At 65.6% G+C, this 19552-nt stretch carries 19 protein-coding genes and 1 pseudogene; 13 read left to right on the forward strand and 7 right to left on the reverse strand.

The window, feature by feature from the left end:
- The first annotated feature begins 90 nt into the window (after window positions 1-90).
- Window positions 91-1104: a zinc-binding alcohol dehydrogenase family protein gene (locus AC5QPF_RS28440; RefSeq protein WP_494960925.1), complete on the forward strand. Its 1014-nt coding sequence runs from the start codon at window positions 91-93 to the stop codon at window positions 1102-1104.
- Between the two features lie 110 nt (window positions 1105-1214).
- The gene (locus AC5QPF_RS28445; protein ID WP_494960926.1) at window positions 1215-1382 is read left to right on the forward strand and encodes a hypothetical protein; all 168 of its coding nucleotides are present in this window, start codon (window positions 1215-1217) and stop codon (window positions 1380-1382) included.
- Here AC5QPF_RS28445 and AC5QPF_RS28450 read toward each other — a convergent pair.
- Together AC5QPF_RS28450 and AC5QPF_RS28455 are read right to left on the reverse strand one after the other, a co-directional pair.
- Window positions 1366-2547 (reverse strand): Bcr/CflA family efflux MFS transporter, encoded by a 1182-nt coding sequence (locus AC5QPF_RS28450; RefSeq protein ID WP_494960927.1) that lies wholly within the window; start codon window positions 2545-2547, stop codon window positions 1366-1368. The genes AC5QPF_RS28445 and AC5QPF_RS28450 overlap by 17 nt on opposite strands.
- Before the next feature lie 181 nt (window positions 2548-2728).
- On the reverse strand, window positions 2729-2926 hold the full coding sequence (locus AC5QPF_RS28455; protein ID WP_494960928.1) for a cation transporter: 198 nt from the start codon (window positions 2924-2926) through the stop codon (window positions 2729-2731).
- Between the two features lie 148 nt (window positions 2927-3074).
- Here AC5QPF_RS28455 and AC5QPF_RS28460 point away from each other — a divergent pair, with 148 nt between their 5' ends.
- From AC5QPF_RS28460 to cueR, 3 genes are read left to right on the forward strand one after another with little or no spacing between them, the layout of a single operon-like run.
- Window positions 3075-3461, forward strand: a complete 387-nt coding sequence (locus tag AC5QPF_RS28460; RefSeq protein ID WP_494960929.1) for a hypothetical protein — start codon at window positions 3075-3077, stop codon at window positions 3459-3461.
- Between the two features lie 54 nt (window positions 3462-3515).
- Window positions 3516-5918 carry a heavy metal translocating P-type ATPase gene (locus tag AC5QPF_RS28465; RefSeq protein ID WP_494960930.1) on the forward strand — a complete coding sequence of 801 codons (2403 nt, stop codon included), beginning with the start codon at window positions 3516-3518 and terminating at the stop codon, window positions 5916-5918.
- Entirely contained in the window at window positions 5915-6313 is a 399-nt protein-coding gene (gene cueR, locus AC5QPF_RS28470) for a Cu(I)-responsive transcriptional regulator (RefSeq protein WP_494960931.1), read from the forward strand. The genes AC5QPF_RS28465 and cueR overlap by 4 nt, the downstream gene beginning before the upstream one ends.
- 4 nt (window positions 6314-6317) lie before the next feature.
- Here cueR and AC5QPF_RS28475 read toward each other — a convergent pair whose 3' ends face one another.
- Together AC5QPF_RS28475 and AC5QPF_RS28480 are read right to left on the reverse strand one after the other, a co-directional pair.
- Complete coding sequence (locus tag AC5QPF_RS28475) at window positions 6318-7211, reverse strand: PA4780 family RIO1-like protein kinase (protein ID WP_494960932.1); 894 nt, start codon at window positions 7209-7211, stop codon at window positions 6318-6320.
- Between the two features lie 128 nt (window positions 7212-7339).
- Window positions 7340-8131: a helix-turn-helix domain-containing protein gene (locus tag AC5QPF_RS28480; protein ID WP_494960933.1), complete on the reverse strand. Its 792-nt coding sequence runs from the start codon at window positions 8129-8131 to the stop codon at window positions 7340-7342.
- A gap of 132 nt (window positions 8132-8263) precedes the next feature.
- Between AC5QPF_RS28480 and AC5QPF_RS28485 the strand changes: the two are divergent.
- Window positions 8264-8413 (forward strand): annotated as a pseudogene (locus AC5QPF_RS28485) (bile acid:sodium symporter); the annotation flags it as partial.
- Here AC5QPF_RS28485 and AC5QPF_RS28490 read toward each other — a convergent pair.
- Window positions 8378-9655, reverse strand: coding sequence for an acetyl-CoA C-acetyltransferase (locus AC5QPF_RS28490; RefSeq protein ID WP_494960934.1), 1278 nt, complete (start codon window positions 9653-9655; stop codon window positions 8378-8380). The pseudogene AC5QPF_RS28485 and the gene AC5QPF_RS28490 sit on opposite strands and share 36 nt — an antisense overlap.
- Window positions 9656-9773: 118 nt before the next feature.
- Here AC5QPF_RS28490 and AC5QPF_RS28495 point away from each other — a divergent pair, with 118 nt between their 5' ends.
- The 7 genes from AC5QPF_RS28495 to AC5QPF_RS28525 all read left to right on the forward strand — a co-directional run bounded on the left by AC5QPF_RS28495 (window position 9774) and on the right by AC5QPF_RS28525 (window position 16408).
- Window positions 9774-11126 carry a 3-oxoacyl-ACP reductase gene (locus AC5QPF_RS28495; RefSeq protein WP_494960935.1) on the forward strand — a complete coding sequence of 451 codons (1353 nt, stop codon included), beginning with the start codon at window positions 9774-9776 and terminating at the stop codon, window positions 11124-11126.
- A gap of 2 nt (window positions 11127-11128) precedes the next feature.
- On the forward strand, window positions 11129-11980 hold the full coding sequence (locus AC5QPF_RS28500; protein ID WP_494960936.1) for a MaoC/PaaZ C-terminal domain-containing protein: 852 nt from the start codon (window positions 11129-11131) through the stop codon (window positions 11978-11980).
- Window positions 11981-12098: 118 nt separating this feature from the next.
- The gene (locus AC5QPF_RS28505) at window positions 12099-12404 is read left to right on the forward strand and encodes a MazG-like family protein (protein ID WP_042130553.1); all 306 of its coding nucleotides are present in this window, start codon (window positions 12099-12101) and stop codon (window positions 12402-12404) included.
- Window positions 12401-13150, forward strand: coding sequence for a methyltransferase (locus AC5QPF_RS28510; RefSeq protein WP_494960937.1), 750 nt, complete (start codon window positions 12401-12403; stop codon window positions 13148-13150). The genes AC5QPF_RS28505 and AC5QPF_RS28510 overlap by 4 nt, the downstream gene beginning before the upstream one ends.
- 10 nt (window positions 13151-13160) lie before the next feature.
- Window positions 13161-13775: a DUF4136 domain-containing protein gene (locus tag AC5QPF_RS28515; RefSeq protein WP_494960938.1), complete on the forward strand. Its 615-nt coding sequence runs from the start codon at window positions 13161-13163 to the stop codon at window positions 13773-13775.
- Window positions 13776-13799: 24 nt separating this feature from the next.
- The gene (locus tag AC5QPF_RS28520; protein WP_494960939.1) at window positions 13800-14360 is read left to right on the forward strand and encodes a DUF4136 domain-containing protein; all 561 of its coding nucleotides are present in this window, start codon (window positions 13800-13802) and stop codon (window positions 14358-14360) included.
- A 95-nt stretch (window positions 14361-14455) separates the two neighbouring features.
- Entirely contained in the window at window positions 14456-16408 is a 1953-nt protein-coding gene (locus AC5QPF_RS28525) for a TadG family pilus assembly protein (protein WP_494960940.1), read from the forward strand.
- On the opposite strand, the gene AC5QPF_RS28530 is transcribed toward AC5QPF_RS28525, so the two are convergent.
- Together AC5QPF_RS28530 and AC5QPF_RS28535 are read right to left on the reverse strand one after the other, a co-directional pair.
- Entirely contained in the window at window positions 16393-19050 is a 2658-nt protein-coding gene (locus tag AC5QPF_RS28530; RefSeq protein WP_494960941.1) for an ATP-binding protein, read from the reverse strand. The genes AC5QPF_RS28525 and AC5QPF_RS28530 overlap by 16 nt on opposite strands.
- On the reverse strand, window positions 19047-19490 hold the full coding sequence (locus AC5QPF_RS28535) for a TadE/TadG family type IV pilus assembly protein (protein WP_494960942.1): 444 nt from the start codon (window positions 19488-19490) through the stop codon (window positions 19047-19049). The genes AC5QPF_RS28530 and AC5QPF_RS28535 overlap by 4 nt, the downstream gene beginning before the upstream one ends.
- Between the last annotated feature and the right edge of the window lie 62 nt (window positions 19491-19552).

The following is a 19552-nucleotide window of genomic DNA, read 5'->3' on the forward strand; positions in this document are numbered from 1 at the left end:
TTTGAAAGTTTCTGCGGTTTTAGCGGCTTTTAACCAGAAACGAAAGGATCAATCATGGGCACCATCACTTATCTACACGGAATCGCGCCCATGAAAGCCATCGCCTACTACCAGTCGCTGCCGATCGACGATGTCGCCGCCCTGCAGGACATCGAACTGCCCGCCCCAACCCCCGGTCCGCGCGACCTGCTGGTGGAAGTCCGGGCCATCTCGGTCAACCCGGTGGACACCAAAGTGCGGCGCAACGTCCAGCCCGAGAACGGCGCCGCCAAGGTGCTGGGCTGGGACGTGGCCGGGGTAGTCAAGACGGTGGGTAGCGAGGTCAGCCTGTTCCAGCCCGGCGACAAGGTCTGGTACGCCGGCTCCATCGCCCGCGCCGGCGGCAACAGCGAGTTGCATGTGGTCGATGAGCGTATCGTCGGGCGCATGCCCACGTCGCTGGGCTTCGCCGAGGCCGCCGCGCTGCCACTGACCGCCATCACCGCCTGGGAACTGCTGTTCGACCGCCTGCAGATTGCCGAGGGCAAGGAAGACCAGGGCCAGAGCCTGCTGATCGTCGGTGCCGCTGGCGGGGTCGGCTCGATCCTTACCCAACTGGCCAGCCAGCTCACCGGCCTCACGGTCATCGGCACCGCGTCACGCCCCGAGACCCAGCAATGGGTGCGCGAACTGGGCGCCGATCATGTCATCGACCATAGCCAGCCGCTGGCCGAGGCCCTTCGCGCCGCCGGCATCGAGCAGGTGACCCATGTCGCCAGCCTGACCCAGACCGACCAGCACCTTGATCAACTGGTGGAAGCTCTGGCCCCGCAGGGAAAGCTGGCGCTGATCGACGATCCGAAGCAACTCGACGTGACCAAGCTCAAGCGCAAGAGCCTGTCGCTGCATTGGGAGTTCATGTACACCCGCTCGCTGTTCGAGACCCCGGATATGCTCGAACAGCACAAGTTGCTCAACCGCGTCGCCGAACTGATCGACGCCGGTACCCTGAAGACCACCCTTGGCGAGCATTTCGGCACCATCAACGCAGAAAACCTGCGGCGTGCCCACCAGTTGCTGGAGAGCGGCGCGGCGAAGGGGAAAATTGTCTTGGAAGGTTTCTGAAGATCCGACGCATGGCATGACCGCCAGTCCGTCCCTTGCTCCAGGTCATGCCTTGTTGTCGAAAGAGGCGCCTACAATCCAGCGACCTTTGCCAACCGGAGGTAGCCGCGATGAAAGTTGTACTCGATGCGACAGGCAAGAAACCGGACCGCCCTTGGGAAGTCCGGCTTGATCAGCATGTGGTGAGTTTTCGTAGCGAGGCCGAGGCCCGGGCCTTCATGAACACCTTGCAGGCCCGCATCCAGGCGCCCCACTCCTTGCTCAGGCAGGCCGGCTGAGCCGCAGGCGACGGGTCAGCAGCGATGTGCTCACCGCCGCCGCTCCGCACAGCGTGATGACCGTGGCCATGGGCATCGCGCTGCCATCATGCAGTACCCCCACCAGTGCCGCCGCACCCGCGGCGACACTGAATTGCAGGCATCCCAGCAACGCAGAGGCACTGCCCGCCCGCGCGCCCTGACCGTTCATGGCGCAGGCCGAAGCGTTGGGAATGATGCAGCCGAGGCTGGCGATGCAGACAAACAGTGGAATCAGCAGCGGCCATAGCGCTTGGGTGTGCAGCGCGCTGACGCCGAGCAACACCGCTCCCGCCGCCAGATACAGCCAGACCATCCGTGCCAGCAGGAACGCCGGACCACGCTTGGCCAGCAGGCGCGCGTTGACCTGCGCCACCAGGATGAACCCCGCCGCATTGGCGCCGAACAACCAGCCATAGTGCTCGGCCGGCACGCCATAGAGCTTGATGAAAACGAAGGGCGAACCGGCGATGTAGGCGAACATCCCGGCCATCGAGATACCGCCGGTCAAGGCATAGCCGAGGAACAGCGGATCCTTGAGCAGGCGCCAGTACTGGCCCAGTGCACCGGATAGCGGTGGCCGCGGGCGATCGGCGGGCAGGCTTTCCGGCAGACCACGGTAGACGGCCAGGGCACACAGGGCGCTGAACAGCGTCAGGGCGAGGAAGATCGACTGCCAGCCATACAGGTTGACCATCAGGCCGCCCAGCATCGGCGCGAGGATCGGCGCCAGGCCCATCACAAGCATCAGTTGCGAGAACACCTTGGCCGAGCCGACGGCGTCGCACTTGTCGCTGACGATGGCACGGGACAGGACCATGCCCGCGCAGCCGCCGAGGGCCTGGACGAAACGCGCCACGACCAGCGTGTCAAGGGTCGGCGCGTAGGCGCAAGCCAGCGAAGCGAAGGTGAACAGAATGACCCCACCCAGCAGCGGGATACGCCGGCCGAAGCGGTCGGCGATCGGCCCGTAGGCCAGCTGGCCGATGGACAGACCAAGGAAATAGGCGGCCAGGGTGGCCTGGACATGTTTCTCGTCGGTGCCGAAGGCCTGTGCCATGGCGGGGAAGCCAGGCAGATAGAAGTCGATCGCCAACGGCCCGAACGCACTGAGGGCGCCGAGGATCAGGATGGTTCGCAGGTTCATGGGAATCCGTAGCTAGCTAAGCAAGTTGCCTAGTCTACCGGGGCCCTGCCTGGAAGATGTGAAAATTCGAGAGACTATACACAGACCCTGTGGGAGCGGGTTTACCCGCGATTACGGTAGTGGATTCACCGACGCAATCGCGGGTGACCCCGCTCCCACAGGGTCCGCGATCGACTCAGACTCAGATCGCCCGCGCCTCGTAACCCTCGTCACGAATCAGTTGCAGGATCTGCTCCGACCCCAGCTCACTCTTCACCGACACCTGCTTCTGCGCCAGATCCACCTTCACCTCCGCTGCCGCGTCCTGACTCTGCACCGCACTGGTCACAGCCTTGACGCAGTGGCCGCAGGTCATCCCTTCAACGTTGAATACTTGCATCGTCACTGACTCCTGGTTGGATTTGGCCACAGTCTCAAGCTTGCCACCGGGGCAAGGTCAAGTTTGCCGTGACGCTGCCGGGCTGGAAATCCTTGCCCGGGTCGGCCAAGCTGCGTGCTTGTCGATTTATCAGCAGGAGTATTCATCCATGGGCAAGGTAGCAATCGGCCTCTTCGGTCTGCTGGGGCTGTTCAGCAACGTCCCCCTGGCCAGCGCCGAAGGGCAGTCGACGGATGCCGTGCTGATCGTTTCCCGTGAGCGTCTGGAAGTCTCCACCTCCTGCGAAATCGGGATCTACCTCAACGATCAGTTGGCCAACCGGCTGTTCCAGGAACAATCCACGTCCTTCAATCTCCCGGCAGGCAGCGTCGACGTTCGCCTGCGCCTGTTGCCCGGCCAGGCGCCTGGCTGCGAGGATGGCATCCGCGACCAGAGGTCCCAACGCATTTCACTCAGGGCAGGTGAAATCGCCAAATACCGCATTGCCCGGAGCGCTGAAGGTCTCTACCTGAGGAAAGCCGACCTCAACTATTGACCTTGCCCGCATGTCAAGGTTGATGCTGGTGGCCAGTCCACGGAGGAGAGCCCCATGCCCGAGTCAATCACCTTCGACCTGCCGATCGCCGGCATGACCTGCGCCAGTTGCGCGGGTCGGGTGGAACGGGCGCTGCGAAAAGTCGCCGGCGCCGAGCAGGTCAACGTCAACCTCGCCACTGAACAGGCCCGCGTCCAGGCGCCGGCCGATCGCCTGCCAGCCTTGGTCGAGGCGGTCAGCCAGGCCGGCTACAGCGTCCCCAGCCACAGCATCGAACTGAATATCGGTGGCATGACCTGCGCGTCCTGCGCCGGTCGCGTCGAGCGAGCGCTGAGCAAGCTGCCCGGTGTGCAGTCGGTCAGCGTCAACCTCGCCAGCGAACGCGCCCATGTCGAACTGCTCGGCCAGGTCGACAGCGCTACCCTGATCGAGGCGGTCGAACGCGCCGGCTACAACGCCAGCCTGCCGCAAGCCGAGCAGGCCACCGGCGACGACGGCGAACGCCGCCTGCGCCAGGAGCGGTGGGCCGTGGCCCTGGCGGTGCTGCTGGCCTTGCCGCTGGTTCTGCCGATGCTCCTGCAGCCGTTCGGCATTTCCTGGATGCTGCCTGCCTGGGCCCAGTTCGCCTTGGCCACCCCGGTTCAATTCATCCTGGGCGCGCGCTTCTATGTCGCCGCCTGGAAAGCCGTGCGCGCGGGTGCCGGCAACATGGATCTGCTGGTCGCCCTCGGCACCAGCGCCGGCTATGGCCTGAGCCTCTACGAGTGGTCGCAGGCCATGTCGGGCATGATGCCGCACCTGTACTTCGAAGCCTCGGCGGTGGTGATCGCGCTGGTACTGCTGGGCAAGTACCTGGAAAGTCGTGCCAAGCGCCAGACCGCCAGCGCCATCCGTGCCCTCGAAGCGCTGCGCCCGGAGCGGGCCTTGCAGGTGGTGGACGGAGTCGAGCGCGACGTGCCGATCAGCGCCCTGCGCCTCGATGACCTGGTCCTGGTCAAGCCAGGCGAGCGCTTCCCGGTGGATGGCGAGGTGGTCGAAGGCCAGAGCCATGCCGACGAAGCGCTGATCAGCGGTGAAAGCCTGCCCGTGCCGAAACAGCCTGGCGACCGCGTCACCGGCGGTGCCATCAACGGCGAAGGCCGCCTGCTGGTACGCACCCTGGCGCTGGGCACGGAAACCGTGCTGGCGCGCATCATCCGCCTGGTGGAAGACGCCCAGGCGGCCAAGGCGCCGATCCAGAAGCTGGTGGACCGGGTCAGTCAGGTGTTCGTCCCCGCCGTGCTAGTGCTCGCCCTGCTGACCCTGGTCGGCTGGTGGCTGGCCGGTGCCGCGCTGGAAGTGGCGCTGATCAATGCCGTCGCCGTGCTGGTGATCGCCTGTCCCTGCGCCCTCGGCCTGGCCACTCCCACCGCGATCATGGCCGGCACCGGCGTAGCCGCACGCCACGGCATCCTGATCAAGGACGCCGAAGCCCTGGAACGCGCCCATGCGGTGAACCGCGTGGTCTTCGACAAGACCGGCACCCTCACCTCCGGCAGCCCGCGCATTGTCCACCAGCACGCGCTGGACGGGGATGACGCGCAACTCCTGCAACAGGCCGGGGCCCTGCAGCGCGGCAGCGAGCACCCGCTGGCCAAGGCCGTGCTCGATGCCTGCGCGGAGCAAAGCCTGACGGTACCCGATATCCGCGATAGCCAGTCGCTGACCGGACGCGGCATCGCCGGAAGCCTCGACGGCCGCGACCTGGCCCTGGGCAACCGGCGTCTGCTCGATGAAAGCGGCCTGCAACCCGGCGAACTGGCCGACAGCGCCAAGGCCTGGGAGGCCGAAGGCCGCACCCTGTCCTGGCTCATCGAACGCAGCCCGCAGCCCCGTGTGCTGGGCCTGTTCGCCTTCGGCGACAGCCTCAAGCCCGGTGCCGAGCAAGCAGTACGCCAACTGGCCGAACGCAATATCAGCAGCCATCTGCTGACCGGCGACAACCGCGGCAGCGCCACGGTGGTGGCCCAGGCCCTGGGCATCAACGACGTGCATGCCGAAGTGCTGCCAGCGGACAAGGCCGCCGAAGTCGCCTCACTGAAGAAATCCGGCGTGGTGGCGATGGTCGGCGACGGTATCAACGACGCCCCGGCCCTGGCCGCCGCGGATATCGGCATCGCTATGGGCGGCGGCACCGACGTGGCCATGCAGGCCGCCGGCATCACCCTGATGCGCGGCGATCCGCGCCTGGTCCCGGCAGCGCTGGAGATCAGCCGCAAGACCTACGCGAAGATCCGCCAGAACCTGTTCTGGGCTTTCATCTACAACCTGATCGGTATTCCACTGGCAGCCTTCGGCCTGCTCAATCCGGTGCTGGCGGGCGCGGCCATGGCCCTGTCCAGCGTCAGTGTGGTGAGCAACGCCCTGCTGCTGAAGACCTGGAAACCCGAGACGTCCACGGAGGAACACAAGGTATGAACATCGGTCAGGCAGCCCGGCGCACAGGCCTGAGCGCGAAGATGATCCGTTACTACGAGTCTATCGGCCTGCTCAAGCCGGCAACCCGCAGCGAAAGCGGCTACCGACTCTACGGTCAGGACGACCTGCATAGCCTGACCTTCATCAAGCGCTCGCGGGACCTGGGCTTTTCGCTGGAAGAAGTGGCGAAGCTGCTGACCCTGTGGCAGGACCGCCAGCGTGCCAGCGCCGACGTAAAGGCGCTGGCCAGCGAGCATATCGCCGACCTGAACCGGCGTATCGAGGAACTGGTGAGCCTGCGCGACACCCTCAGCGAGCTGGTCGCCCACTGCCACGGCGACGACCGCCCCGACTGCCCGATCCTCAAGGACCTGGCCGCCGGCTGCTGTCACTGAGCGCTTACTGCGCCCACGGCGGCGGCGGCTCCTCGCCCTTCACCGGACCGCGTTCGGCTTCCTCTCGGCCAGCGCGGCGCCGGGCATCTTCGAACTTGGCCGCCTCGATCTCGCGCATCACGCCACCCACGTCGGCGATGTGCTCGTCGTCTTTCCAGGCCCCGCTCAGGACGCTTTCCGGCAGCAACTTGCCCTCCTGGTACAACGCCCACATTTCCTTCGCATAACGGGTCTGCTTCAACTCCGGGGCGAAACGCCCGAAATAGTGGGCCATGTTCGCCACGTCCCGTTCGAGCATGCTGAAGGCGTGGTTGTTGGCCGCCGCGTCCACCGCCTGCGGCAGGTCGATGATCACCGGGCCCTCCGGACCGAGCAGCACGTTGAACTCGGAAAGGTCGCCGTGCACCAGACCGGCGCAGAGCATCAGCACGATCTGGCGAATGATGAACGCGTGATATTCACGGGCCTGATCGGCTTCCAGGTGCACATCGTTGAGGCGCGGCGCGGCCTGGCCGTCTTCATCGGTGACCAGTTCCATCAGCAGCACGCCGTCGAGGAAATCGTAGGGCTTGGGCACCCGTACCCCGGCACCGGCGAGGCGGAACAGCGCCGCCACTTCGGCGTTCTGCCAGGCGTCCTCGGCTTCCTTGCGGCCATACTTCGAGCCCTTGGCCATGGCCCTGGCCTGACGGCTGTTACGGACCTTGCGGCCTTCCTGGTACTCGGCGGCCTGGCGGAAGCTGCGCTTGTCGGCTTCCTTGTAGACCTTGGCACAGCGCAGCTGGCGGCCGCAGCGCACCACGTACACCGCCGCTTCCTTGCCACTCATGAGGGGACGCAGCACTTCGTCGACCAATCCGTCTTCGATCAGCGGTTCAATCCGTTTGGGAGTCTTCATCGGCTTTTGTTCTGGCTCCTGTCTGCCACTGCTGGAAGTGCCTCTTCGGCGAGGCGCACACGATAGCTCAAGCGCCCTGTCCATATCGGACCCGAATCAAAGGCGACTTGGTTTCAATTTACGTCAGTTCAGTCACGGAACAGTTCCCCGGGGGTGGCACCAAACAATCCCTTGAACGCAGCAATGTACGCCGAAGTGGAATCGTAACCGCACCCCAATGCCGCCTGCGTGACACTCTGGCCCTGCTCCAGGGCATCGAGGGACGACAGCAGGCGCATGCGCTGGCGCCAGGCGCGGAAGCTCAGGCCGGTCTCGCGCTGGAACAGGCGTATCAGGGTCTTTTCCGAACGCCCCAAACGCTGCGCCCAATGCTCCAGGGTGTGGCCCTGCTCCGGGTTCGCCAGCAAGGTGTTGCACACCTCCAGCAAACCCGGGTGCTGCGGCAGCGGCAGGGAAAACCCGACCTCCGGCAAGGTCCGCAACTGGTCCAGCAAGACCCGCACCAGATGGGCCTCGTCACTATCGCCTTCGGGATACTCCACCGGGTACTGGCAGAACTGCTTGATCAGCTCCCGCGCCAACGGCGTCACCTCCAGTACCCGGCAATGCCCCGGTGCCCAGTCCGAATCACTGCTGCGCACATAGAGGCTGCGCATTTCCGCGCGGGTCGAGGTGATCACCTCGTGCTCGACCCCGGCCGGCACCCACACGCCCCACTGCGGCGGGGCGAAGTAACTGCCCTCGGCGGTATACACACCAAGCACGCCACTGATGGCATAGGAAAACTGCACCCAGTCATGTCGGTGGGGGGTGGTCCATGAACCGGCACCAAGACTTTCCGCCCGCGCATACAGCGGCCGCGGCAGGGCGCTGAGGTCGGGAATCCGACGAGGCGAGAGGTTTTGTCCGTTAGTCGGCATCGCTTGGCCTTATGTCGCAAGACGGAAACAGACGTGCAGGTTAACGCCACAGGCGATTATTACAAGATGATTCGAAGATCCGCCTATGCAAGGCGTGATCACCGACGGGTTCCTCTGCGGCCTGTTCCTCGCCCCGCTGCTGCTGGGCCAGGCGCTGCGTCCCCGGAGCTGGGCCTGATCCTGCTGCCGATCATGATCTGCCACCCGCGGCAATTGATCGTCTGTTCGATCATGGCCGAGGCCTGGTCAGCGCTCGATAATCGCCGTCACCCCCTGACCGCCTGCGGCGCAGATGGAAATCAGCCCCCGGCCCTGGCCGGCCTGGTCGAGCAGCTTGGCCAGGTTGGCGAGGATGCGCCCGCCGGTGGCGGCGAAGGGGTGACCGGCAGCCAGCGAGCTGCCCTTCACGTTCAGTTTGCTGCGATCGATAGCGCCCAACGGCTGGTCCAGGCCGAGGCGATCGCGGCAGTACTCCGGATCTTCCCAGGCCTTCAAGGTGCACAGCACCTGGGCAGCGAAGGCCTCATGGATTTCGTAGTAATCGAAGTCCTGCAGGTTCAGGCCATGCCGTGCCAGCAGACGCGGTACCGCATAGGCCGGCGCCATCAACAGGCCCTCGTGGCCTTTGACGAAATCCACCGCCGCAGTCTCGCCATCCAGCAGATAGGCCAGCACCGGCAGGCCACGCGCTTTCGCCCACTCCTCGCTCGCCAGCAGCACCACCGACGCGCCATCGGTCAGCGGTGTGGAGTTGCCGGCGGTCAGCGTGCCCTTGTCGCTGCGCTCGAACGCCGTTTTCAGGCTGGCGAGCTTCTCCAGGGTCAGGTCCGGGCGCAGGTTGTTGTCGCGGGTCAGGCCCTGGAACGGTGTGAGCAGGTCGTTGTGCCAGCCTTCCTGGTAGGCCGCAGCCATGTGTTGGTGGCTGAGCAAGGCCAGTTCGTCCTGTTCCTGGCGACCGATTCCCCAATGCTGAGCCATCAGTTCGCAGTGTTGCCCCATCGACAATCCGGTACGCGGCTCGCCGTTGCGCGGGAATTCCGGTTTCAGGTCACCCGGGCGCAACTTGAGCAGGGCCTTGAGCTTGTCGCCGGTAGTCTTGCCACGATTGGCCTCCAGCAGTACCCGGCGCAGCCCCTCGCCGACGGAGATGGGCGCATCGGAAGTGGTGTCGACGCCACCGGCGATACCGCAGTCGATCTGCCCCAGCGCGATCTTGTTCGCTACCAGCAGCGCTGCTTCCAGCCCGGTGCCGCAGGCCTGCTGGATGTCATAGGCCGGGGTCTGCGGCGACAGCCGTGAGCCGAGCACGCATTCGCGGGTCAGGTTGAGGTCGCGGGGGAGCTTGAGCACCGCGCCCGCCGCCACTTCGCCCAGGCGCTGGCCGTGCAGGCCGAAGCGCTCGATCAGCCCCTCCAGCGCGGCGGTCAGCATCATCTGGTTGCTGGCCTTGGCATAAGGCCCATTGGAACGGGCGAAGGGGATTCGATTGCCGCCGATGATCGCGACCCGTCGCAAAACTCGCATCAAGACATTCCTTTTTTCGCGAAATAGACGCCTACAGAGTAGGACTTTTTTCCCGCTTCGAACGACCAACGGCCGATCATGGTCCACACTTTGGAGCTTATTTCACGGAGAAGACCTTATGAGCGACCGCTATATCAACTTCGCCAACTCCGATTTCGGCCGGCGTGTGGTGGGTGCTGTCGGCCTGCCGGCGCCCGCCCGTCTGGAGCGTTGGGAAGCCGGGCGGCTGCGGCCGGTGGAGGGTGCCCTGCTGCTCGGCGGCGGCCCGCTGGCGGCGAAGGTGGCGGGGTTTTCCAGCCGGCTCACCAGCGAGGTCTATAGCTTCGCCGACGAGGCCCTGGGCCTGCCGGCCTGGGTCGCCGGGCTGGGTAGCAAGCTCAAGGCGGTGGTCTTCGATGCCAGCGCGCTGGCCGATATCGACCAGCTCAAGCAACTGCGCGAGTTCTTCCAGCCGTTGCTGCGCAGCCTCGACCGCTGTGCCCATGTGGTAATCCTCGGCCGCGCGCCAGAGCACCTTGACGACATCCTCGCGCGGGTCGCCCAGCGTGCCTTGGAAGGCTTCGCCCGTTCGCTGGCCAAGGAGTTGCGCAGCGGCGGCACCCTGCAACTGCTGTACGTGGCGCCTGAGGCAGAAGACCAGCTGGAAGGAGCACTGCGCTTCTTCCTTTCGCCGAAAAGCGCCTTCATCAGTGGCCAGGCCCTGCGCCTGGAAGCCTGCCCGTCCCAGGTGCAGGACTGGACCCGACCGCTGGCCGGGCGCAAGGCCCTGGTGACCGGTGCCGCCCGCGGCATCGGCGCGGCCATCGCCGAAACCCTGGCCCGTGACGGCGCCGAAATCGTCCTGCTCGACGTGCCGCAAGCCGCCGACGACCTCAAGGCCCTGGCCGAGCGTCTTGGCGGGCGCGCGCTGCCGCTGGACATCTGCGCCAGCGACGCCGCCGCGCAACTGCTGGAAGGCCTGCCGGGCGGTATCGACATCGTCATACACAACGCCGGCATCACCCGCGACAAGACCCTGGCCAACATGACCCCGGAATACTGGGACTCGGTGCTGGCGGTGAACCTCAAGGCCCCGGCAGTGCTGACCCAAGCCCTGATCGACGGCGGCGCCCTGCACGACCACGGACGCATCGTGCTGATGGCCTCCATCAGCGGCATCGCCGGCAATCGTGGCCAGTCCAACTACGCGGCGAGCAAGGCCGGGCTGATTGGCCTGGCGCAGGCCTGGGCGCCGCTGCTGGCCGAGCGTGGCGCCAGCATCAACGCGGTGGCGCCCGGCTTTATCGAAACCCGCATGACTGCGGCCATTCCCTTCACCCTGCGCGAGGCCGGGCGGCGCATGAGTTCGCTGGGGCAGGGTGGCCTGCCCCAGGATGTCGCCGAGGCCGTGGCCTGGCTGGCGCAGCCGGGCAGCGGTGCGGTCAATGGCCAGGTGCTGCGCGTCTGCGGCCAGGCGGTGATGGGAGCCTGACGATGACCCAGACCTGGCACGACCTCGGGACTACCGCCGGCCTTTCCGGGCTGTACCTGAAGGCGGCGAGCAAACGCAGGATCAGCGGCAACAGCCTGCCCGGCTACGGTTTGCGTTGCGGGATCAATGTCGACGAACGCAACCTCGACGCCTACCGCAAGCTCTGCCTGTTCACCCATGACGGGCGCCTGCCGCCGACTTATCCACATGTGATGGCCTTCGCCTTGCAGATGCAGTTGCTTACGGCGAAGGATTTTCCCTTCCCGTTGCTGGGGCTGGTGCATCTGGGCAATCGCATCCGCGTGCTGCGGCCGCTGGGCGGGATTTCGCGGCTGCGCTTCGCGGTGTCTGTGGATAACCTGCAGCCCCATGAGAAAGGCGCGACCTTCGACCTGCGCACCGATGCCGAGGATGGCCTGGGGCTGATCTGGTCGGAGAGCAGCCGCATGTTGTGTCGCGGGATGAAGCTGGAAGGCTCGGTAGCCGAGGTGACGCTGGACGAGCCACTGGCGATGAGCGAGCTGACGCGCTGGTATGCCGACACGGATATTGGCCGGCATTACGCGAAGGTATGCGGCGACTACAACCCGATCCACCTGAGTGCAATGAGCGCGAAGCTGTTCGGTTTCCCCCAGGCCATCGCCCATGGCATGTGGAGCAAGGCCATGGCCATGGCCCATCTGCGCGGGCACCTGCCGCGCAGCGGGTATGAGGTGGCGGTGGAATTCCACAAGCCGGTGCGGTTGCCCAGCGAGGTGATCCTCGATTGCAGCGCCGAGGCGCCGAGCGGGCAGTTCCGCTTGAGTGGGCATGGGGGGTTGGTGCATATGAGTGGTGGATGGCAGCCGGTGTAGTACGGCTCAAAGGGCCTCATCGCTGACTTGCCAGCGATGAGGCCCTGAAACGCTACATCAAGCCCCCTTGCCAGCCCTGCCCTTCCCCCTGAAGCTATACCGCCTCAGGAGACCCCACATGAATCTGCACGAACTCACCCAACGCCTGCACACCATCCGCGACAACAACGACTGGCGCGGTTTCCACAGCCCGAAGAACCTGGCCATGGCCGCCAGCGTGGAAATGGCCGAGCTGGTGGAGATCTTCCAGTGGCTCAGCGAAGACCAGTCACGGCAACTGCCCGCCGATCAGTTGGCACACGCCGGCCAGGAAGTCGGCGATATCGTGCTGTATCTGCTCCTGCTGTGCAGCGAACTGGGCCTGGACATGGAACAGGTTGTGCGGGCCAAACTGGCCGACAGCGAGAGGCGCTTCGCCAAATGAACGACCGTCATTTCGACGCCCTGGCGACCCGTTTCGCCGAGAAAATCTACGGCGGCGCCAAGGGCGCGATACGCCTCGCGGTGCTCCAGGCCGACCTCGCCGAATGCCTGCCGGATCGCCCGCTGCGCATCCTCGATATCGGCGCAGGCCTGGGCCACATGGCCCTGTGGCTGGCTCAACGCGGCCACCAGCTAACCCTCGCCGAACCCGCCGCCCCCATGCTCGACGGCGCCCGCGAGCGCTTCGCCGCTGCCGGCCAGACCGCCACCTTCATCCAGGCGCCCTGGCAGGACCTGCTCGGCGAACTCACCGAACCCTACGACGTGGTGCTGTGCCACGCGGTGCTGGAGTGGCTCGCCGAACCCGAGTCGATCCTGCCGGTGCTGCACCAGTTGACCCGCGCCGACGGCCTGCTCTCCCTGGCCTTCTACAACCGCGACGCACTGGTCTACCGCAACCTGCTCAAGGGCCATTTCCGCAAGCTGCGCCGCGACACCCTCGCCGGCGAAAAGCAGAGCCTGACCCCGCAGAAACCCCTTGATCCGCGCGAACTGAAGGCGCAAGTTGAAGGTCTATGGCTAGTAGAAGCCGAGAGCGGCGTAAGGGTGTTCCACGACTACATGCCGACGGAATTCCAGGCCCGCGCTGAACTGATCGACCTGCTGGAAATGGAACTCGCGCACCGTCGCCACCCGGCCTTCGCCGGACTCGGCCGCTACCTGCACTGGATATGTCGTCCCCGTTAGGGAGAGCTGCATGCCGTACCGCGTCGTTCTTGCCTTCACCTGCCTGACCCTGGCCGCCTGCCAGGGCAGCAATCCCTACGTGGCCAGCTCGCGCCCGCTGCCACCGGCGCCGCCTCAGGCCGCGACCACCTTCGACGCCAGTGCCTACCCGGCACCGGCCCGCGATTATGGGCGCTATCGCAACTGGAGCTGGCGCAACGGCCAGTTGCCCGCCGGCAGCGCCAGTGCCGATCCGGCGCAACTCGCCGAAGCCGTGAGCAACGCCCTCGACCAGCGCGGTCTGCGCCCGGCACGCAATGCCCGCGGCGACCTGCTGGTGAGCGCCGACCTGCGCCTCGAACGCCGCCTGCGCCAGTACCGCGACGATGATTACTCCCCCTATGGCGGCGTGGGCTATGGCCGCGGCTACTACGGCAACAGCTATGGGGCCTATGCCAGCGTGCCGGTCATCCGCACCTACGAAGTCGAGGTGCTGGTGGTGCGCGTCGATCTGTTCGATGCCGGCAGCGGCCAGCCGGTGTGGAGCGCCAGTGCCGAGACCGACAGCCGGGGTTCCCTGGCCGATCGCGCCGACGCCATGCGCGAGGCCGTCGAGAAGGCCATGAGCGGCTATCCTCCCAGCTAGTCCTTGGAACCCGGAGAACACATCATGCTGCGCCGTCTGGTTTTATTTTCCCTGCTGGCCGTGCTCGCCGCCTGCCAGAGCAACAACGTGACCCAGGACTTCGACGCCAGCCGCGACTTCGCCGCCTATCGCAGCTGGACCTGGCAGGAGCCAGCCTTGCAGTACCGCCCGGATGACCCGCGGATCAAGAGCGACCTCACCGAGCAACGTATCCGTCAGGCCGTCAGCGAACAGCTCGATCAGCGCGGCCTGCGCCCGGCCCAGACCGGCACCCGCGGCGACCTCAAGGTGCAGGCCTACCTGATCGTGGAAAATCGTCACCAGCAGATCACTACCCAGTACGGTGGCGGCTGGGGTGGTTACTGGGGCGGCTACTGGGGCGGTCCGTCCATGGCCGAGACGCGTACCATCGAGTACAAGGTGGCGACCATCCAGCTCGACCTGTTCGACGGGCGTGACGGCAAGCTGGTCTGGCGCGGCAGTGCCGAGCAGGTGATGAACCACTACCCGCCGACCCCGGAAGAGCGTAATGCGGCGATCCAGAAAACCGTTGCCCAGGTGCTCTCCAACTACCCGCCTCGCTGATCCGGCAGATCCTGCTGCAGGCAACTGGCCATATCCTTGACTACACTGGATGCACGCACGCGACGTGCACGGCATGTGCCGGCAAAGGAGTGCTCGTGTCTCCACCCTTCGCGAAACGGCAGCGCGGCGCCATTGGCCTGGTGACCGTCCTGACCCTGGCCCTGGCGTTAGTCTTCGGCATCCTGGCGGTCGATAGCGGGCGCCTGTACATGGAACAGCGCAAGTTGCAGCGGGTAGCCGACATGGCGGCTCTCGAAGCCGCCGGACAAAGCGCCACGTGCAACGGCGTCGGCCCCCAGGCAGCCGCACTCGCCGCCGCCGCTGCGGCGCGCAACGGCTTCAGCAGCGGCAGCGGCAAGACCCTGACCACCACCTGCGGCAGCGTTACCACAGGCGCTGCCAGCCGACGCAGCTTCACCGCCGACGCCACCCGCGCCGAGGCAATCAAGGTGGTCGCCAGCAACACCGTGCCCAGCAGCCTGATCGCCGGGGTACGCGACCTGGTGGCCGGCCAGACGCTGTCCAACTCCACCCGGCTCCAGGCCCAGGCCGTCGCCGCCGCGCCCTTGCCGCCCAAGGCCATGCTGCGCCTGCGCTCGACCCTGGCGACCATGGACTCCAGCAAATCAGCACTGCTCAATGCCCTGATCGACCCACTGGGCGGACGTATCACGCTGGATGCGGTCGGCTGGCAAGGCATCGCCAACACCGATATCAAGCTGCTCGATTTTCTCGATCAGTTGGCGATCAACGTCAATGTCGGCGCTGGTCGCTATGACGAGCTACTGAGCAAGAACCTTCATGCCACCGACCTGATCCAGGCTGCCGCCACCGTACTGGCCCGCAGCGGCGCGGCGGCCACGGTGGTAACCAACCTCGGCAAGGTCGTCGTCGGTGCCGACAACAGTACGCTGGTCAAGCTGGGCGATATCCTCGACCTGCAGAACGGCACTGCCGCCGCCGGCCTGGATGCGTCATTGAAAGTCATCGACCTGGTCCAGGCGGCAGTGATGCTGGCGGCAAAGAACAGTGCAGCGGTGGCGCAGATCCCGCTGAACCTGCTCGGACTGGTGACAGGCAACGTTCAACTTAAAGTGATCGAGCCAGAGCAACTGTCTGCCGTCGGCAATCCGGCGAAAGACGTGATCAAGGTCCACACCGCACAGGTACGGCTGCTGGTATCGCTCGACCTGCCCGTGCTCAGCAGCATCACCGGTCTGGTCAACGCAGTACTCAACCTCGCCACGCCATTGACCAACATCATCAACCCCTTGCTCAGCCTGAACCTGCAGGGCACCTTGCAGTCCGTAGGCTGCCTGATCCTGGTGCCGTGCAAGGTCAGCGACATCGAACTGCTGCCGGGCGTGCAGCAAATCAATATCGGCGTTGAAGTGGCCTCCGCGACCAGCCAGGTCACCGGATACAGCTGCACCCCCACCAAGCAGTTGAACACCAGTACCCAATCAGCAGCGGCGAAGGTCGCGGTCGGCAAGTTCAACACACCGAACGACTTCTTCACCTCGGGCAACGCCGTGGTCCAACCCATTCCGCTGATCGATTTCGGCACCAATGTCTGTACCAAGCTGACGATCCTGACCCTCGGCTGCGGAACACGAGTGCCCTTCGTTGGTGGCGGCGTCGGCATCAAGGTCGCCACCACGGTTTTGGGTACGCCACCGGGTGCTCCTACTCCGCTGCTGTTCAGTGGCACCAGCGCACCGCCCAACCTCAACCAGCCCCCGGTGTACCTGCAGGCGACCGGCAGCTCCAGCGATGTGGTCAGCAGTCTTGACAACACCCTCAACGGAGTTCAGTTGCAGGTCTATCAACCCCAGGGCAGCAACCCGCTGGGACAGCTCGTGACCACCGCCGCCAGCTTGCTGAACAACGTGAAGACCCTGCTCCTGCCACCGATCATCACGCTGCTCGGCCGCATCACGGACCCACTGATCAACTCGCTGCTCAAAGTGCTCGGCATCGACCTGATGGTGGTCGATGTCGGGGCCAACCTCGATTGCAGCAGCAACCGCGCTCAGCTGGTGCTCTGAAGCGGCAGCTCGATCAGGAACCGTGCGCCCTGGGCAGTGTTGCCGACGCTCAGCACGCCACCCATGCTCTCGACGATGCGATAGCTCACCGACAGCCCCAGGCCGGTGCCGACACCGGCCGGCTTGGTGGTGAAGAACGGCTCGAAGATGCGTTCCAGCAACCGTGGCTCGATGCCCCCGCCGCTGTCTTCCACCCACAGGCGCACATGCTGTGCGTCGCTTTCGCCATGCAGGGCGATCCAGGCCTGCGCCGGTTTCTTCTCCAGCAGCACGTCGCGGGCATTGACCATCAGATTGATCAGGACCTGCTCCAACTGGTCCTGATGGCCTAACACCGCACCCGTCACCGGATCGCCCAGGCGCACTTCGACACCCTTGGCCGCGAGGCCATCGGCCAGCAGCGACAAGGCGCCTTCCACCGCCATCCACGGCTCGAACAACGCCCGTTCGACCTCGGAGCGACGACCAAACACGCGCATGTGGTCCACCACCTTGGACGCCCGCACCACCTGGGCGTCGATGCGTTTCAGTTTCTCCTGCAGGTAGTCCGTGTCCAGCTCGCCGTTTTCCAGGCGCTTGAGCACGTTGACCATGGCCATGCGCATGACGTTGAGCGGCTGGTTGATCTCATGCGCCAGGCCGGTGGACATCTCGCCGAGGGTGGCCATCTTGGCGCTCTGCAGCAGCAGTTGCTGGCTGCGGCGCACCTCGGTGTTGTCGCGGCCCACCGCCTGGATTTCCAGCAAACGGCCCTGGTCGTCGAACAGGGCGCGATCAGACCAGATCCACCAGGCGTGCTCGCGCCCCGGCAGTTGCAGGCACACTTCGTCGCTGCTGACCGGCGCATCCGGGCTAAGCCGGGCGATACGCTGGCGAAACAGGTCGAGTTGCCCCGCCGACATCCATTCGCCCAGGTTCATCCCCGGCAACTGCGCCGGGGTGCATTCCAGGTAGTCGGCCAGGGGCCGGTTGCCGTACAGCAACTCGAGATCGGGACGGTAGCGGCAAATCATCGCCGGTGAATCCTCCACCAGCACCCGATAGCGTTCCTCGCTCTGGCGCACACGTTCGGCGGCCTGGGTGGCCTCGGTGACATCGAGCCAGAGGCCTACCGCTTCCACGGGAATACCCAGATCGTTGCGCAACAGGCGCGCTTCGTCGAGCACCCAGTGCCAGCCGCCCTCGCGGTCGCGCAGACGGTAACGGCTGCGTACCTGACCTTCACGAAGCAAGGTGCGGGTGCGTTCCAGCCATAACAGCTGGTCTTCGGGATGCACCCAATGGGCCGGTTGCAGGTGCTGACCGGGCTCGGCCTGCCAACCCAGCAGGGGTTGCAGACTGGCACTGAAGAATTCGGCATGCAGCGCGCCGGCGTCGTAGCGCTGGATGTAGATCACCGCCGGCGAACTGGCGATCAGGTTGTCCAGCCGCGCGTGGGCGGCGCTGGCCTGTTGCTCCTGCTGCTTGATGTCGCTGATATCGAGCATGAAGCCGTGCAGGCGGCGGGACTCACCCTGCCCTTCGATTTCGCCGCACAGGCGGTACCAGCGTGGTGCTTCGCCGAACAGGCGCAGGGACAGTTGCAGGCTGTCGCCTTCGCGCTGCAAGGCGGTGAAGGCCAACAGCGCCGCCTCGCGGTCGGCCGGGTGCACCCGGGTCAGCCAGTCACTGAGGCTGACCCGCGGCGGTACGTCGAAACTGCTGGCCAGGCCGGGGGACAGGTGCAGCGAAGCGTCGTGGGGCAACCATTCCCACCAGCCGGCGCCGAGCAGGCCCTGGACATGCTCCAGCCGCTGCTGGCTGGCTTGCAGGCGATCGCCGGCCAGACGCGCCAGCAGCGGCTCGATCAGGGCATCGGCGAGCAGCAGCGCCTCATCGCCCAAGCGTTTCTCGCCGCTGTCTTCGCAGAGCAGCCAGGCCTGCACTTCGTGCTCCTGGGTATGCGGCATCAAGTAGAAGGGCAGCCCCAAGGCATCCAGCTGTGGCTGGCTGGAGCTGTGCACCAGGTGCCCGGGGGGAACGCCGTTTAGCAGCACGCCCAGGCGAACATCGCTCAGCGGCAGGCTGTCGCCGCTGTGGATAAAGGCTTTCCAGGTTCCCGCAGCGGGCAGCAGCAGGACTGCCCAGCCCGCCCGCCAGTGCCCGGCCAGGCGCCGCAGTTGTTCGCCGGCTTCATCTGGCAGCCGTTGCAGGCTGCAAGCGCGCAGCACCGTGGCGATCTCACCGGCAAGCTTCTGGCCCTGGCGCGCGAGAAAGCCCTGGTGCTGCTCGCGGACCAGGTTGCCGATATCGAACAGCTGCAACAACCAGCCTTCGGGCTGGGCCAGCAGCCAGCCACGGGTATGCAAGGTGGTACCGGAGGCGACACGGAAATCCAGGTCGAGCGGGTGTGCCTGCCAGTCCGCCGGCTCGCCTTCCAGGGCCAAAAGGCTCTGCGGCTGCACGTAGTCATGCAAGTGCGCCGGCACCTGCGCCGGCAGCGCCAGTGCGGTGCGCAGCGGGCCGCTCAGGCGCAGTACACGGCCCTGGTTGTCCAGCCAGACCTGCAAACCGACCGCCGGCGGCGCCGACGCCTGCGCCCAATCGCGGGGCTCTCCGGCACGGGTCCGCCAGCGGTCGAACAGCCCCGAACCGCCGTTCAAAGCTGCAGGCTCGTCTGCGTGCCGAGGGTCGTCGGCAACCTGGGCACCTCGCCGATGCCCGGCAATACCAGCACCGGCAAGGTCGAGGTCAGCTTGCTCTTGCTGTAGTGGATGGTCACCGTGAGCAGGTGACCCGAACTCAGGGTCACTGTGGCGTCACTGGCGAACTGAAAGCCCAGCGAACCCGGCAGCCACGACAGTTGCTGTTCCAGGGTCTGCCGGGCCAGGTTGTTGACGTCGGTGGCGTAGGTCGCGCTGCTCGGGTCCAGCGCCACGCAGCGGCGCACCGCTTCGCTGCTGGCCTGGTTGAACGATTGCATCATCAGCATCGGCAGGCTGTAGCTGATCAGCCCGTAGAACACCGCGAAGAACATCAGAAAAACGATGGCGAACTCGATGGCCACCGCACCTTTTTGCCGTCCAGCGAGGCTTGCTTTCATGATCGCGTCTACCCTGACAGTGATCCTCTCAGACAAGCATAGAATCATTCAGACCAAGGGAT

Source organism: Pseudomonas sp. Con_6, assembly GCF_059379395.1.

Coding starts and splice junctions, on each gene's coding strand:
- AC5QPF_RS28480 (WP_494960933.1), bottom strand. CDS start 8,131: ATGCCGACTAACGGACAAAACCTCTCGCCTCGTCGGATTCCCGACCTC.
- cueR (WP_494960931.1), top strand. CDS start 5,915: ATGAACATCGGTCAGGCAGCCCGGCGCACAGGCCTGAGCGCGAAGATG.
- AC5QPF_RS28460 (WP_494960929.1), top strand. CDS start 3,075: ATGGGCAAGGTAGCAATCGGCCTCTTCGGTCTGCTGGGGCTGTTCAGC.
- AC5QPF_RS28445 (WP_494960926.1), top strand. CDS start 1,215: ATGAAAGTTGTACTCGATGCGACAGGCAAGAAACCGGACCGCCCTTGG.
- AC5QPF_RS28510 (WP_494960937.1), top strand. CDS start 12,401: ATGAACGACCGTCATTTCGACGCCCTGGCGACCCGTTTCGCCGAGAAA.
- AC5QPF_RS28520 (WP_494960939.1), top strand. CDS start 13,800: ATGCTGCGCCGTCTGGTTTTATTTTCCCTGCTGGCCGTGCTCGCCGCC.
- AC5QPF_RS28440 (WP_494960925.1), top strand. CDS start 91: ATGAAAGCCATCGCCTACTACCAGTCGCTGCCGATCGACGATGTCGCC.
- AC5QPF_RS28450 (WP_494960927.1), bottom strand. CDS start 2,547: ATGAACCTGCGAACCATCCTGATCCTCGGCGCCCTCAGTGCGTTCGGG.
- AC5QPF_RS28490 (WP_494960934.1), bottom strand. CDS start 9,655: ATGCGAGTTTTGCGACGGGTCGCGATCATCGGCGGCAATCGAATCCCC.
- AC5QPF_RS28535 (WP_494960942.1), bottom strand. CDS start 19,490: ATGAAAGCAAGCCTCGCTGGACGGCAAAAAGGTGCGGTGGCCATCGAG.
- AC5QPF_RS28495 (WP_494960935.1), top strand. CDS start 9,774: ATGAGCGACCGCTATATCAACTTCGCCAACTCCGATTTCGGCCGGCGT.
- AC5QPF_RS28465 (WP_494960930.1), top strand. CDS start 3,516: ATGCCCGAGTCAATCACCTTCGACCTGCCGATCGCCGGCATGACCTGC.
- AC5QPF_RS28500 (WP_494960936.1), top strand. CDS start 11,129: ATGACCCAGACCTGGCACGACCTCGGGACTACCGCCGGCCTTTCCGGG.
- AC5QPF_RS28475 (WP_494960932.1), bottom strand. CDS start 7,211: ATGAAGACTCCCAAACGGATTGAACCGCTGATCGAAGACGGATTGGTC.
- AC5QPF_RS28455 (WP_494960928.1), bottom strand. CDS start 2,926: ATGCAAGTATTCAACGTTGAAGGGATGACCTGCGGCCACTGCGTCAAG.
- AC5QPF_RS28515 (WP_494960938.1), top strand. CDS start 13,161: ATGCCGTACCGCGTCGTTCTTGCCTTCACCTGCCTGACCCTGGCCGCC.
- AC5QPF_RS28505 (WP_042130553.1), top strand. CDS start 12,099: ATGAATCTGCACGAACTCACCCAACGCCTGCACACCATCCGCGACAAC.